This is a genomic window from Leifsonia poae, from assembly GCF_027921845.1.
GTDB classification, from domain to species: Bacteria; Actinomycetota; Actinomycetes; order Actinomycetales; family Microbacteriaceae; genus Leifsonia; species Leifsonia poae.
Map to the genome: position 1 here is coordinate 218,551 of NZ_BSEN01000003.1, position 14,576 is coordinate 233,126.

Genomic DNA, 14,576 nt, shown 5'->3' on the forward strand with positions numbered 1-14,576 from the left:
GTGACCGGGACCCGAGCGACCTCGTGCACAGCCGGGACCGATTCAGATGGGGAGAACCGGCCCCGGAAGACGGCGCTGATTCCCGACACAACGACGCCCGACTGCATGGGGAGCAGGCGATCGACCCGGAGCGCCCGCTTCCTCATCGAACGTTAGGCGCCCCACTCAGCGCGACAACACGTCTGTCCTCCGCTGCGCGCCGGCACCCTTCGACCCCCAGGTGATGGCCTGGCTTCTACGTGCTCCGCGACCGCCGAATGGGGGTGAGCCAAGGACGGGCATGGAGAGTAACCTTGCGCTTTATGAGTATCTCTCAGATTCGGGGGACGATCGAGGAGACGTTCGAACCCAAGCGCAACGCACTCAATGCTGTACGGCTGGCGCTTGCGCTGAGTGTCATCGTCTGGCACTCCTTCCCGCTCACCGGAACGCCGTCGCCCTCGCACCCGGTCACGCAGCTGCTCGGCGAGACCGGGGTCGACGGGTTCTTCGCGATCTCCGGCTTCCTGATCGTCTCCAGCTGGATCCGCCGGCCCGCCTGGTGGCCATATCTGAAGGCCCGCTTCCTGCGCATCCTTCCCGCGTTCTGGGCCTGCCTCATCCTGACCGCGCTCGTCATCGCGCCCATCGGAATCCTGCTCGCGGGCAACGGCTTCCCCGACGGATACGCGGCGAGCGCGATCGGCTACGTCCTTCACAACGCGGGGCTGGAGATGACGCAGTACGGCATCGCGGGCACCCCGGCCGGCGTGCCGTATCCGGATGTCTGGAACGGCTCGCTGTGGACGCTCTACTGGGAGTTCCTCTGCTACCTGGTCGTGCTCGCCCTCGGCCTCGCCAACCTCTTCCGCTTCAAGATCGTGGTCCCGGCGCTCTTCGTGCTCTGCCTCGCCGGTCTCATCGTGACGACGACGGGACTGAGCCACAACGTCGATCTCACGAACGGCTCCCGGTTCGGCCTGATGTTCGCCGCCGGTGCCCTCATCTACCAGTGGCGCACGGTCATCCCTGCACGATGGTGGCTGGTCGGCGTGGCCGCCGTCATCGTCGCCGTGTCGTCCCTCCTCCCTGACTACCGGGTCGTCGCCGCGCTGCCGATCGCCTACGGCGTCATCACCGTCGGCACTCTGGTGAAGGCCCGAGCCTTCCGGCTGCGCAACGATGTGTCGTACGGCACGTACATCTACGCGTTCCCGGTGCAGCAGGTTCTGGCCTCGGCCGGCCTGTCCGCACTCGGGGTCCCGGTGTTCGCGGCGATCGCCATCCCGCTGACCCTCCTGCTCGCCACGGCCAGCTGGTTCGTCGTCGAGAAGCCGGCGATGCGCCTGAAGGGTGCACGCGTCGTCACGCCGCCGCCCGTGGTGCTCGCCGAATAGCCCGCTCTAGCGCCGCGGCGTCCGCAGCCGCAATACTGAGCCGCATCGGGTTCCAACGGCTGGACCCGCAGCGAGAGGACCGCGGATGACCGCTCACCAATCCGACACGACCGAAAACGGCTTCGTACGGTACCTCAAGCGCAAATGGCTGGCCATCCTGCTCGTGGTCCTGCTGCTGATCGTCGCCATCCAGAACGGTGTCGGCAACGACCAGGCCACCATCTTCCTGCTGTGGACGCAGCTCACGATCCCGACCTGGCTGCTCGTGCTCGTCGTCTTCCTGATCGGAGGGATCGTCGGCTGGGTGTTCGCGCGCAACCGCGCGGCACGGCGCGCTCGACGCTGATCGCAGCAGATCACCGCACACCGGCCACTCGGACTCCGGATGTACCGGTAGATTCGACATTCATGTTCGCTTTCACCACGGGCCTGCGCTCGACGAGCGGCGAGTACCGCGACGACAATCAGGATTCGCTGTACGCGTCGGCCCTCTCGGCATTCGTTGCCGACGGCGTCGGCGGCCATGCCGGTGGCGATGTCGCTTCATCCGCCGTCACGATCCGAATCGCGGCGACGCTCGACGCCACCCACGGCCTGGTGCGCTCCGACGACCGCCTGCGCGAGCTGGTCGCGATCGCGAACGCTGAGCTCGCGACGCGGTCGAGGCGCGACCCGGCGCTCGCCGGACTCGCCACGACCTTCACCGGGATCTTCAGCGACGGCGCCGTCATCCGGATCGCTCACCTCGGCGACTCACGGGCGTATCGGCTGCGTGCGGGCGAGCTGACGCAGATGACCCGCGACGACTCGCTGGTGCAGGAACTCGTCGAGAGCGGCCGCCTCACCAGCGAGCAGGCCAAGGTGCATCCGTACCGCTCCGTCGTGATGGAGGTGCTCACGGGCGATCCGGAGGACGGCCGCGCGCTGCACCTCGCGACGGACGCGCCCCAGGTCGGTGACCGCTGGCTCCTGACGAGCGACGGCCTGACCGACTACGTGCCGCTGGAGCTCGTGCGGGAATGCCTGGGCTCCGACGCCCATCCGCAGGATGTCGCCGACCTCCTGGTCGAGACCGCGGTGGCGCTTCAGGCGCACGACAACATCTCGGTGGTGGTGGCGGACGTCATGGAGGCGGAGGCCGAGCCCCCGTACCTGCCCGCCTTCGCAGGCGCGGCGGCGCTCGATCCCGCCTCGGCGGGGGAGCTCTAGCGGCTCAGCGGTCGGCCCGGCTCAGCGCCCGGCCCGGCGCAGCGCTCCGACGATGGCGGTGATCACGAAGAGCACGAGAGCGATGATGGCCAGCCAGAGCAGGCCCTTGACGGCGAACCCGACGAAGGCGAGAACCGCCCAGAGGACCAGCAGGATGATGACGATGGCGACCATCTCCCGACGCAACTCCGCCCGGCGGCTCCGGTCAACCGGCTACGCCAACTCCCGGCAGCCAATTCAGAGGAATCGCACCTGAATCGCATCGCGCTCTGTTGTTGGACAGAATCCCGCCCGGGTACGAGGGTTTAACCCATGGCCTACGTACCCGACCCCTCCCGCTACGACCACATGCAGTATCGCCGCACCGGCCGCAGCGGACTCGACCTCCCCGCGCTCTCGCTGGGGCTCTGGCACAACTTCGGCGACGACCGTCCCTTTGAGACGCAGCGCGCGACCGTGCTGCGTGCCTTCGATCTCGGGATCACCCACTTCGATCTCGCCAACAACTACGGACCGCCCTACGGCTCGGCCGAGGTGAACTTCGGGCGCATCGTGCGCGACGACCTGCGGCCGTTCCGCGACGAGATCGTCGTGTCGTCGAAGGCAGGATGGGACATGTGGCCCGGTCCGTACGGGCAGGGCGGAGGCGGACGCAAGTACATGCTGGCGAGCCTCGACCAGTCGCTCGACCGTCTGGGACTCGACTACGTCGACATCTTCTACTCGCACCGCCCGGACCCCTCCACGCCGCTCGAAGAGACGATGCAGGCCCTCGACACGGCTGTGCGCTCCGGCAAGGCCCTCTACGTCGGCATCTCCTCGTACGGCGCGGACGACGCACGCCGCGCGGCGGAGATCCTGCGCGACCTCGGCACACCCCTGCTCATCCATCAGCCGTCGTACTCGATGCTCAACCGCTGGATCGAGAAGGAGGGCCTGCTCGACACCGCAGACGAAGAGGGCTTCGGTGTGATCGGCTTCACCGCGCTCGCGCAGGGGATGCTCACCGACAAGTACCTCGGCGGCATCCCCGAGGGATCGCGCGCCGCGCAGGGCAGTTCCCTCGACGCCGACTGGCTGACGGACGACGCGCTGGGACACATCCGGGCGCTCAACGACATCGCGGCGGCGCGGGGCCAGTCCCTTGCGCAGCTCGCTCTGGCCTGGGCGCTCCGCGACGAGCGGGTCACCTCGCTGGTGATCGGCGCGAGCAGCGTGAAGCAGCTCGAGCAGAACGTCGGGGCCCTCGACAACCTGCAGTTCACCGACGCCGAGCTCGCCGCCATCGATGAGCACGCCATCGACGCCGGGGTCGACCTCTGGGCGGGAGCGCGGCGCGGGGAGCTGTAGCGGGTACCACCCGCGCGTCGGGCTGTCACTCCCCTTGTCGGCACCAGGGGCCGCTCGTACGGTGCAGAACAGCGCACCGGATGCGGCGCCCGGGGAGCCGTTCTTCACCGGCGGCGGGCGTCTTCCCAGTGCGCGTGGGGCGAGCCCCGGGTGGAACGGCGCTGCACCGATCCACCCGGGGCTCAGTCATGCATCGTGCCGCCTGGCGCGGCGCTGAACCGCGAGGCGCGGTGCTCAGCCGCTAGCCGCGGTGCTCGGTGCCGCCCTGGTCGGCGTCGTCGTGCTCGAGCGGCTGGATGAGCTCCGGTCCGTCCCCGCTGACCGGCCCGACACGGTCGAACTGCAGGTCAGCCGCGACCGGGAGGGCCGCGCGCACAGCCTCGTCGACGAGCGCCTGGTCGCCGACGACGGTCGGATCGACCCAGTGGTCCCAGAGTTCGCGAGGGAGCGGCACGGGGTTGCGGTCGTGGATGTGCTCGAGCGTCTGAACCGCGTCGGACGTGAGGATCGTCGCGGTCAGGTGCCACCGCGCCGGGTCGTCACGGTCGAGCGCCGGATCGGCCCACCAGGCGTACAGGCCGGCGAAACCGAGGAGCTCCCCCTCGGGAGCGTGGATGAAGTACGGGGTCTTCTTCTTGGTGGCCGGATCGGTCTGCCACTCGTAGTAGCCGATCGCCGGCACGATCGCACGGCGTGAGGCCACTGACGCCTTGAACATCGGCTTCTCGGCGGCGGTCTCGGCGCGCGCGTTGAACGTGGGGACCTTGGTCTTCAGCTCTTTCGACCACGACGGCACGAGCGACCAGCGGGCGAGTTCGACGCGGCGCACCGAGGGCGCGTCTTTCTTCTTGCTCTCGAGGAAGATCGGTATCTGATCCGTCGGCGAGATGTTCCAGCTCGGCCGCCAGTCGCGGAAGTCTCCGCCCTCGGCGACGAACTCCTGGATCATGTCGTCGGTCTCTTTGTCCATCGCGAACCGTCCACACATGACGTCAGCCTACGGCCGGCCACCGACAGGCGGGACCCCCGACAGAGGCGTCCGTCTGGGGGAGGCGAACGAGCGCGCAGAGACGCGTAGAGAGCGAGCGCCAGCACGCAGCGCAGTCGTCCTCCCACGCACCCGTAGATTTTCCGCGCGTGAACCACGGGGGCGCTGGGCTACGTTCGCAGTGCGCCGGACGAGCTGGGTACTCGGATCGCGTGCGCCGCCTCAGTGCGGCGGCTGCCTGGCTGCTCGGGTACGCCGGCAGCTCCGGGGCTGGTTCTGTCCATGAGAGCCAGCCCCGGGCCCATCGAACGGGCGACATCACCCCTTCACATCAACGGACGAAATGAGCGAAAAGTGATCCCGGAGTTTGCCTTGCGGAGCCAGGGAACGAGCGAGGATCATATCCTGCGACGGCCTGCCGGAGGGGAGCGAGGTTTGTTCGCGCGTGACAGCGAGGTGACGAGAATCTTCCGGCTGGCGACGGAGGGGACGAGCGTCGAGATCGTCGGCCCTCGCTGGTCGGGTCGCACGGAGATCCTGCGGCGCGTGCGTCAGCTCTACGATCAGGCCGGTCTCACCGCAATCGTGGTCCGGGGCGTCGGCGACCGGCTGCCACTGGAGGCTATCCGGGCAGCCCTTCCACTCCAGCCCCAGGGCAACACCGTTGCGCCGGCCGCCTCCCCGTCCGCTCTCGTCGCCCGCTTCGCCGCCGTGAAGCCGTCGGCGATCCTGATCGACGACGGCGACCAGCTCGACGACGCGTCCTGGGTGGTGATCGAGCAGGTGCACAAGTCGCTCGGCACGGCGGTGCTCGGCGGAACTCTGCAGCGTCCCTCGAAGGGACCGGGCGACCACGCACTCATCCGCTTCGCACATCCGGTGGTCAGGGTCTCCCTTTCGGAGCTCAGCCTGGAGACGGTGCACGACCTTCTCGAAGACCACCTCGGCGGCGCCGTCGCGCCTTCGCTGAGCGGACGCATCCACACCAAGTCCGCTGGCATCCCGGGGTTCGCGATCGCCATCGCGGATGCTGCCCTCGGCGAGGGGCACATCCGCAAGCACGGCGCGGTCTGGATCGATGGGCCCGACCTCTGGTCGTCCGACCTCAACGGTGCGTTCGAGGCGCTGCTCCTCTCCTACGACGTCGAGGTGCGGGAGGCCGTCGAGACGCTCGCGCTGGCCGGCGCCGTCGACCTTCTCACGGCGCGCGCCCTCATCGGGCAGCCCATGATCGAGACGCTCGAGCAGAACGCCCTGGTACGCGTCTTCTCCACGCAGCGGCAGACCCTCATCGCCGTGAGCCCGCCCGGGCTGGGCGACTACTTCAGCCATCGCCCGCTCTCCGCGCACCGCCTGCGCATCGTCGAGAAGATCACCGAGACGCTGGCCGTGCAGTCCCCGGCCGCCGCCCCCTCCGTGGAACTGCATCTGAACATCGCGCCCGAGCCGCGCGGACGCTTCCTGCGCGCGCCCCTCGAGCTGCCGCTCGTGGCGAGGATGTTCACCGAGTCGTACAAGATCGAGTCGGCGGCCGCCCACCACGAGTGGGAGGCGACGCGGTCGGTGGCGAGCGCCATCCGAGTGCTCAACTACCACCTCACCGGCGCTCACGACGCTGCGCTCGTCGACCAGGTGCTCTGCGACACGGATCTCGGCCAGGCGACCGACCGCGAGGAGCTGACGTTCCGCTATCTGCACTCGCGCTGGATCCTCTCGCATGGCGGATCGGCAGACGCCGCGAAGGCCGCCCTGCGCACCGATCGCGAGCTGTTCGCACACACCGCCGCCCTCGACGCGCTCCTCTACGCCATCGGGATGGAACTCGACGAGCTCTCCCCCGACTACGAGAGCACGCTCGCGCCGCTCGCTGAAGCGCCGGGCACCGATGGAGACATCGCGCGACTGGTGCTGGCCTACGGGCACATCCTGTCGAGCAGGGCGGCCGAGGCGCTTCCACTGCTCGAGCAGCGCCCGGCCGACACCGACCGGATGCTCGCCGCGCAGTACGACGTCGCCAAGGGCCTCGCCTTCTACGGCTGCGGCCGCTTGGCCGACGCGGCGGAGTGGGCTGCGTCGCACGTCGAGAAGGGCATCGCCGACATCGAGCGCATGTCCCTTGCCGGTCACAGCTATGTCGCCGTGATCGCCCTCGCCTCACTCGGACGGTTCGACGAGACGATGGATGCCGCGCGCGTCGTGCTGAGCGCGAGCGTCACCGGGGCATCCCTCCTGTTCCCCACCGATCGCGCCACCATGTACACACTCGCCATCGTCGCGATGCGCATGGGACGCAACACCGCGGCCGAGGGTCTGCTGGAGCGCGCCGACACGCTCGACCAGCGAGGCGACGCCGTGCCCTTCGGCAACAAGGGAGTGACCACAGCGGCCGCCACCTCGGCCAACGGGGACCGCCCGAAGGCGGCCGCCACCTACCTCGCGACGGCCGACGCACTGGCGGCGCGCGGCTACCGGCTCGCGGCCGATGGGGCGACGATGCTCTCGCTCATCGCGGAGTTCGATCCCGCGGTGGCGGAGACGTTCCGCCCACGCGCCGAGGTCATCGGCGGCCGGCTCTACGCCGCATACCTCGACGGGCGGCTGGCCAGCATGCAGGCCGACCCCGACGGCCTGGTGCGCGCGGCCAGGATGCTCCGCGCCGAGCACGCCGGCGACGAGGCGCTGCGCTTCTTCACACAGGCGATCACGATCTACCGCGACAGCGGCGACGAGGCGCACTCCGCCGAGATCCGGGCCGAGGTGCGCTCGCTGCTCGCCGGCGACGACTCGATGGGCTCCTGGAGCGGCTCCCGCTCGGCGGCGAACGTCGGCCTCACGTCCCGCGAAGCCGAGATCGTGCAGTATGTGGCGAGCGGCCTGGGCAACAGCGACATCGCCGACCGCTTCGGCATCAGCATCCGCACCGTCGAGACGCACTTGCGCAACATCCGGAAGAAAACGGGCGTGGTCCAGCGCGAGGACATCGCCGGATTCGGATTCGACGGCACGCGTCGCTGACGGGCAGCCGCAGTATCTGCGCCCCTCGGGTGGCCCTGCCAGGGCGGCCCGAGGGGCTTTTCGCGCGCCCTGCGACCCTGTTCGAGCGCGCGAATGATAAGTTGAGGAATAATCACCCCCCAACAGGGCTCACGTTCGGCGTCAAAAACGATGTAATCTCACTTTTGTGAATAGGTGAGAAACAATCACTTTCAGTTCGCTGAACACCTCGGTCGGTCTCACGAGTGGTTCTCGCCGGTTCACGCACCCGAATCGCACCACCAACCCGACACGCAGGGAACAACCCGTGAACCCGCATCCGCCGCGTCGAGCGACCCGATCGCTCAACCCCCTTGATGACAAGAGGGCCGCTCGGCGCGCACGGTGCCACGGCACATCCCTCACGGACGGAGCCGGCGGCGGTGAAGCCGTTCGAGACCACGGCTTTCCCCCAGCCGTCGTCGGCTCTTCGGTCGGATCGACCATCACCAGCGCGGGGAGGGCGCTTCGATGACCGTCATCAAACCGCGGATCGCCCTGGTCGGGCGCCCCGAAATCGGAACCCGGCCCGTCACATCCGAACGAACGTGGGCCCGGCAATACCGAGCCCGCCTTTTCGTGACGGACACGGCGATCATTCTCCTGTCCACGATCGGCGCGATGTTCCTGCGCTTCGGCTTCGACGAAGCCGGCGCGAGCTTCGCCGGCTTCCGCACCGACTACTTCACGCTCTCGGTGCTCATCGCCGCGACCTGGATGTTCACCCTGTCCGTCTATCACACGCGTGACTCGCACGTGATCGGCATCGGCGTCGTCGAGTACCGGCGCGTCGTGAGCGCGACAGCGATCACCTTCGGACTGCTGGCGATCGTGTTCCTGGTCGCGAAGGTCGACATCGCACGCGGGTACTTCGTGCTGGCCCTCCCGGTCGGCGTGCTCGGCGTGCTGTTCTCGCGGTGGATGTGGCGGCAGTGGCTCATCCGGCAGCGGATGTTCGACCACTACCTCTCCCGCGCGCTCGTGGTGGGCGGGTTCGACGACGTGGACTACGTCGTGCGACAGATCCACCAGAAGTCCGGCGCGGCCTACAACGTCGTCGGCGCCGCCCTCGACGCGGCGCCGCACGGCGCTCACGCGCGCAAGGGTGCGGTGCTCCCGGCATCCGGCGGCGGCAGCAGCACGGTCGCCTCACCGGAACGCGAGGTGCCGGTCGTCTCCGACCTCAGCGGTGTCGCTGAGGCCGCGGCGCGACTCGGCGCCGACACGGTCATCGTGGCCGGGCAGGCACTGACGGGCGGCGACTTCGTGCGCAACCTCGCCTGGCAGCTCGAGGGCACCGCGACCGAGCTGGTGCTCGCGTCGCGACTCACCGACGTCGCCGGGCCGCGCATCCACTTCCGCCCCGTCGAGGGCCTCCCCCTCATCCACGTGGAGATCCCGCAGTTCGAGGGCGGCAAGCACGTGCTCAAGCGCGCGTTCGACTTCTGCGTCTCGGGGCTCGCCCTGCTCGTGCTGTCCCCGCTCTTTCTGCTGATCGCCGCGATCATCAAACTCGACGACCGCGGCCCGGCGCTGTTCAGCCAGGAGCGAGTCGGGCGCAACGGCGAGACCTTCCGGATGTACAAATTCCGTTCGATGGTCGTCGACGCGGAGGCTCGCCTGGCGACCCTCAAGGCGAACGACGACGGCAATGGCGTGCTCTTCAAGATGAAGAACGATCCCCGCGTGACGCGCATCGGCCATGTGCTGCGCAAGTACTCACTCGACGAGCTGCCTCAGCTCTTCAATGTCTTCCTCGGCGATATGAGCCTCGTCGGGCCGCGGCCTCCGCTGCCCGCCGAAGTCGAGGGATATGAGAACCACGTCCACCGTCGCCTGTACATCAAACCGGGGCTCACCGGAATGTGGCAGGTGAACGGCCGCTCGGATCTCTCCTGGGAAGAGAGCGTCCGACTCGACCTCTACTACGTCGAGAACTGGTCGCTCACGGGCGACCTCGTGATCATGTGGCGCACCGTCAAGGTGCTCACCCATCCCGTGGGGGCGTACTGATGCTCCCCCGCCTCACCCGACAGAGACAGGGACGTCTCACCAGCAGTCACCTGCTCGACCAGCACGAACAGCTTGACCCGAATAACAACCCCCACCCGACCAACACAGACACCGAGGTTGTCATGAGCTCACACCCCCGCCCCCGCGCTCGCTCGCTGGGCATTCTGACCTCCGTCATCACGGCGGTCGGCCTCGTCTTCGGAGGCCTCGCACTCGCATCGCCGGCCGCCGCGGATACGGCCCCGCCCGACCCGACGAATCCGGCGTCTCCACCGACCGTCAGCGCTGACGCACTTCCGACGACGCAGATCGATGGTGTCGCGTGGGCGCAGGTCGTGGTCGGCAACACCGTCTACGTCGCCGGCAAGTTCACCACCGCCCGCCCCGCAGGAGCGGCGGCCGGAGTGAACACCACCCCGCGCAGCAACCTCCTCGCCTACGACATCACCACCGGCAACCTGATCTCCAGCTTCAACGTCCCCCTCAACGCGCAGGCACTGGCGATCACGGCCTCACCCGACGGATCCCGCATCTACGTCGGCGGCGACTTCACCACCGCAGGCGGCAACCCCTACTACCGGATCGTCGCCATCAGCACCGCCACCGGCCAGGTCATCACCTCCTTCCGCCCCATCATGGAGAGCCAGGTCCGCGCACTCGCCGCCACCAACACCGCCCTCTACGCCGGCGGCACCTTCTCCACGACCAACGGGGTCTCGACTCCGTACATCGCGAAGATCAACGCGTCGAACGGCTCGACCAACACGACGTGGGCAGGCAGTGCCGACTACGTCGTCGACGCGCTGGCGGTCAGCCCGGACGGCACCAAGGTCTACTCCGGCGGCCGGTTCCAGCACGTGAACGGCGCCAACAATGCGTACGGCCTCGCCATGTACGACGGCACCAGCGGCGCATTCACTCCGTTCGGCGCCAACTCGGTCGTCCGGGACGCAGGGACGCAGGCCGGTATCACCGCCCTCGTCGCCACTGCCGACAGCGTCTACGGCTCGGGCTACGTCTTCGGTGCCGGCGGCAACCTCGAAGGCAGCTTCCGCGCCGACGCGAACACCGGCAACCTCATCTGGATGGAGGACTGCCACGGCGACACGTACTCGATCTTCCCGATGAACAGCGCGCTCTATGCAGCCGGCCACCCGCACTACTGCGGCAACGTCGGCGGGTTCCCGCAGACCAACCCGTGGACCTACCACCACACGATCGCGTTCTCGAACGCGGCGACGGGAACCCTGACGAACAACGGTGACGGTGCGTACGCGAACTTCACCGGTCAGCCGGCGCCGACCCTGCTCAACTGGTACCCGCAGTACGTCACGGGCTCCTACACGGGCCAGGGCCAGGCGGCCTGGAGCATCTCCGGCAACGGCAACTACCTCGCCGTCGGCGGCGAGTTCCCGTACGTCAACGGAGTCGCCCAGTACGGACTCACCCGCTACGCGGTGAACTCGGTCGTGAAGAGCAAGGTCGCGCCGAACGTCAACACGCCGCTCGTTCCGAACGCCGCGTCGTTCACCGCCGGCCAGGCCCGCGTCTCGTGGACCGCGACCTACGACCAGGACAACGTCAAGCTGAGCTACAAGCTCGTGCGCGACGGCAACCTGGCCAACCCCGTCTACCAGGTCGACCAGATCTCGAACTTCTGGACGCGTCCCGCCATGGGATTCATCGACAAGAACCTGGTGCCGGGCAGCACGCACTCGTATCGGCTCTATGTGACCGATCCGGATGGCAACCAGGTGTCGCGGCTCGGCAATACGGTCACGATCAGTGCCACGAACTCCGGCGGGGCATACTCCGACTCGGTCACGGGCGCCGGTGCTTCGTCGTACTGGCCGCTGGATGAGGCCAGCGGGGCCGCCGGGTTCGACCACGTCGCATTCAACGACCTGCAGCTGCAGGCCGGTGTGACCCGGGGTGCAGCCGGACCGATCAGCGGCACGACTGCCTCGATCTTCAACGGCACGTCCACCGGCTTCGCTGTGACGCCGACCGCGATCGATGGACCGAACACCTTCACCGCGGAAGCCTGGATCAACACCACCACCACCAGTGGCGGCAAGATCATCGGCTTCGGCAACTCGAACACCGGTGACTCGTCCGGGTACGACCGCCACGTCTTCATGGACAACAGCGGAAAGATCTGGTTCGGCGTGTATCCGGGAGGTGTGCAGACGCTCAACAGCTCCGGCACCTACAACGACGGGCAGTGGCACCAGATCGTGGCCTCGCTCGGCGCCAACGGCATGCGGCTGTACATCGACGGCAAGCTGGTCGGAAGTCGCACCGATGTCACCACCGGTCAGGACTACGCAGGCTACTGGCGGGTCGGGGGTGACAACCTGGGCGGCTGGCCGAACCAGCCGAGCAGCAACTACTTCGGTGGCAGCATCGGCCAGGTCGCGATCTTCCCGACGGTCCTCACACCCACCCAGGTCGTGAACCAGTACGTCGCATCCGGTCGCCCGTCCCCGCTCGCGCCGGCTCCGGCCGACGCCTACGGCGCCGCGGTCTACAACGCGAACCCGGACCTGTTCTGGCGACTCGACGAGACCAGCGGCTCGGTCGCGAAGAGTGCTGACGCCTACGGGAACAACGGCACCTACTCGGGCAACGCGACGACGAAGAACCAGTCGGGCGTGCTCCCGGGCAGCACCGACAACGCCGTTCGTTTCAACACCAGCAACAACGGTGGCAACGGCAGCCTGGTGACCTCGAACCAGCAGGTCAGCAATCCGACGACCTACTCCGAGGAGATCTGGTTCAAGACGTCGACGACGAGGGGCGGCAAGCTCATCGGGTTCGGCGACCAGCAGACGGGACTGTCGAGCAACTACGACCGGCACGTCTACATGCAGGACGACGGGCACATCGTGTTCGGCGTCTGGACAGGGCAGACGAACACGATCACCTCGCCGACAGCGCTGAACGACAACCAGTGGCACTACGCGGTCGCGACCCAGGGCGCCGACGGCATGAACCTTTATGTCGACGGAGCACTGGTGGGCACCAACCCGCAGACGCAGGCGCAGGCCTACAGCGGGTACTGGCGCATCGGCGGTGACAACACCTGGGGTTCGACGGGACCGTACTTCGCCGGAACTCTCGACGAGGCCGCCGTCTACTCCAGCGTGCTGAGTGCTCAGGATGTGGCGAACCACTACGCGCTCGCCACGAGCGGGACGCTGCCGAACCAGGCGCCCACCGCATCGTTCACCAACACGCAGGACGGCCTCACGGTGAACGTGGACGGCTCGGCCTCGACCGACCCGGACGGCACGATCGCCTCGTACGCCTGGGACTTCGGTGACGGAGACACGGCCACCACGCCGACCGCCAGCCACACCTACGCGCAGGGCGGCAGCTACACGGTCAAGCTCACGGTGACGGACAACGCGGGTGCGACGAACACGAAGACCGTGGCTGTGACGGTGACGGCTCCGCCGCCGAACCAGGCTCCGGTCGCCGCGTTCACGTCGACGGTCTCGAACCTGAGCGTCGCGTTCGACGGCTCCGGATCCGCGGACTCCGACGGCTCGGTCGCCGGCTACGCCTGGGACTTCGGTGACGGCACGACCGGCACGGGAGCCACCCCGACGCACGCCTACGGTACGGCGGACACCTTCACGGTGACGCTGACGGTGACGGACGACAAGGGACTCGCGAGCACACCGGTGCAGCACCAGGTGACCACGGTCGCCGTGCCGAACCAGGCGCCGACGGCATCCTTCACCGCCACACCGAACGGCCTGGCCGTCTCGGCGAACGGTGGAGCGTCGAGCGACCCCGACGGATCGGTGGCCTCCTACGCGTGGACCTTCGGTGACGGAGGGACCGCGACCGGATCGACGGCATCGCACACCTACGCAGCCGGCGGCTCGTACACGATCACCCTCACCGTGACCGACAACCAGGGCCTCGCGTCCTCGCCGGCCACCAAGTCGGTGACCGTGACGGCACCGCCGCCCGCGGCGATCGCCTCCGACACGTTCGCACGGACATCGGCCAGCGGCTGGGGTTCGGCCGACCTCGGCGGCGCGTGGACGGGAGCCGGTGCGGCTTCGGCCTACACCGTCGGCTCGGGCACGGCGTCGATCGTGGGCGCGGCCGGCTCGACCAAGACCGAGCTGCTGAGCGGGATCTCGAGCACGAACACCGACACGACGGTGCAGTTCAGCACCGACAGGACGGCGACGGGCGGCGGGATCTACGTCTCGGCGATCGGACGGTCGAACGGCACCATCGAGTACAGCGCTCGGATCTGGGAACAGGCCAGCGGTGCGATGCAGCTGCAGCTGCTCCAGGGAGGGACGGCGATGCAGCTGGTGAACCTCACCGGCCTCACCTACACCCCTGGTCAGCAGTACCAGGTGCGGCTGCAGGTGTTCGGTACCTCACCGACCACCATCCGCGCTAAGGTCTGGAAGGTCGGCACCACCGAGCCGACCGCCTGGCAGGCCAGCGTGACCGACTCGACAGCGGCTCTCCAGGTCGCCGGTTCCGTCGGGCTCCGCGCCTACCTCTCCGGCACCGCGACCGACACCCCGCTGACCACGAAGTTCGACAACTTCGTCGTCAGCCCGGCTCAGTAG

Annotated in this window: 9 protein-coding genes; 7 read left to right on the forward strand and 2 right to left on the reverse strand. The window is 68.2% G+C overall.

Annotated elements, in window-relative coordinates; all coding sequences use genetic code 11:
- The first annotated feature begins 302 nt into the window (after nt 1–302).
- The 3 genes from PKE84_RS04740 to PKE84_RS04750 all read left to right on the forward strand — a co-directional run bounded on the left by PKE84_RS04740 (nt 303) and on the right by PKE84_RS04750 (nt 2,585).
- Nucleotides 303–1,376: an acyltransferase family protein gene (locus tag PKE84_RS04740; protein WP_271176062.1), complete on the forward strand. Its 1,074-nt coding sequence runs from the start codon at nt 303–305 to the stop codon at nt 1,374–1,376.
- A gap of 85 nt (nt 1,377–1,461) precedes the next feature.
- Complete coding sequence (locus PKE84_RS04745; RefSeq protein WP_271176063.1) at nt 1,462–1,722, forward strand: LapA family protein; 261 nt, start codon at nt 1,462–1,464, stop codon at nt 1,720–1,722.
- A gap of 62 nt (nt 1,723–1,784) precedes the next feature.
- Nucleotides 1,785–2,585 carry a PP2C family protein-serine/threonine phosphatase gene (locus PKE84_RS04750; protein WP_271176064.1) on the forward strand — a complete coding sequence of 267 codons (801 nt, stop codon included), beginning with the start codon at nt 1,785–1,787 and terminating at the stop codon, nt 2,583–2,585.
- Nucleotides 2,586–2,606: 21 nt separating this feature from the next.
- Here the strand turns inward: PKE84_RS04750 and PKE84_RS04755 are convergent, their stop codons facing one another.
- Nucleotides 2,607–2,759 (reverse strand): hypothetical protein, encoded by a 153-nt coding sequence (locus PKE84_RS04755; RefSeq protein WP_271176065.1) that lies wholly within the window; start codon nt 2,757–2,759, stop codon nt 2,607–2,609.
- Between the two features lie 138 nt (nt 2,760–2,897).
- On the opposite strand from PKE84_RS04755, the gene mgrA reads away from it, so the two are divergent.
- On the forward strand, nt 2,898–3,935 hold the full coding sequence (gene mgrA / locus PKE84_RS04760; protein WP_271176066.1) for an L-glyceraldehyde 3-phosphate reductase: 1,038 nt from the start codon (nt 2,898–2,900) through the stop codon (nt 3,933–3,935).
- Between the two features lie 241 nt (nt 3,936–4,176).
- On the opposite strand, the gene PKE84_RS04765 is transcribed toward mgrA, so the two are convergent.
- The gene (locus PKE84_RS04765; protein ID WP_271176067.1) at nt 4,177–4,923 is read right to left on the reverse strand and encodes an SOS response-associated peptidase; all 747 of its coding nucleotides are present in this window, start codon (nt 4,921–4,923) and stop codon (nt 4,177–4,179) included.
- A 456-nt stretch (nt 4,924–5,379) separates the two neighbouring features.
- Here PKE84_RS04765 and PKE84_RS04770 point away from each other — a divergent pair, with 456 nt between their 5' ends.
- From PKE84_RS04770 to PKE84_RS04780, 3 genes are all read left to right on the forward strand, one after another.
- Nucleotides 5,380–7,938 carry a helix-turn-helix transcriptional regulator gene (locus PKE84_RS04770; protein ID WP_271176068.1) on the forward strand — a complete coding sequence of 853 codons (2,559 nt, stop codon included), beginning with the start codon at nt 5,380–5,382 and terminating at the stop codon, nt 7,936–7,938.
- Between the two features lie 597 nt (nt 7,939–8,535).
- On the forward strand, nt 8,536–9,969 hold the full coding sequence (locus tag PKE84_RS04775; RefSeq protein WP_271176069.1) for a sugar transferase: 1,434 nt from the start codon (nt 8,536–8,538) through the stop codon (nt 9,967–9,969).
- Nucleotides 9,970–10,091: 122 nt separating this feature from the next.
- Nucleotides 10,092–14,576: a PKD domain-containing protein gene (locus PKE84_RS04780; protein WP_271176070.1), complete on the forward strand. Its 4,485-nt coding sequence runs from the start codon at nt 10,092–10,094 to the stop codon at nt 14,574–14,576.

Excerpts from the sequence above, each read along its gene's own strand:
- PKE84_RS04750 (WP_271176064.1), top strand. The coding sequence starts at position 1,785 with ATGTTCGCTTTCACCACGGGCCTGCGCTCGACGAGCGGCGAGTACCGC.
- PKE84_RS04755 (WP_271176065.1), bottom strand. The coding sequence starts at position 2,759 with ATGGTCGCCATCGTCATCATCCTGCTGGTCCTCTGGGCGGTTCTCGCC.
- PKE84_RS04765 (WP_271176067.1), bottom strand. The coding sequence starts at position 4,923 with ATGTGTGGACGGTTCGCGATGGACAAAGAGACCGACGACATGATCCAG.
- PKE84_RS04745 (WP_271176063.1), top strand. The coding sequence starts at position 1,462 with ATGACCGCTCACCAATCCGACACGACCGAAAACGGCTTCGTACGGTAC.
- PKE84_RS04780 (WP_271176070.1), top strand. The coding sequence starts at position 10,092 with ATGAGCTCACACCCCCGCCCCCGCGCTCGCTCGCTGGGCATTCTGACC.
- mgrA (WP_271176066.1), top strand. The coding sequence starts at position 2,898 with ATGGCCTACGTACCCGACCCCTCCCGCTACGACCACATGCAGTATCGC.
- PKE84_RS04740 (WP_271176062.1), top strand. The coding sequence starts at position 303 with ATGAGTATCTCTCAGATTCGGGGGACGATCGAGGAGACGTTCGAACCC.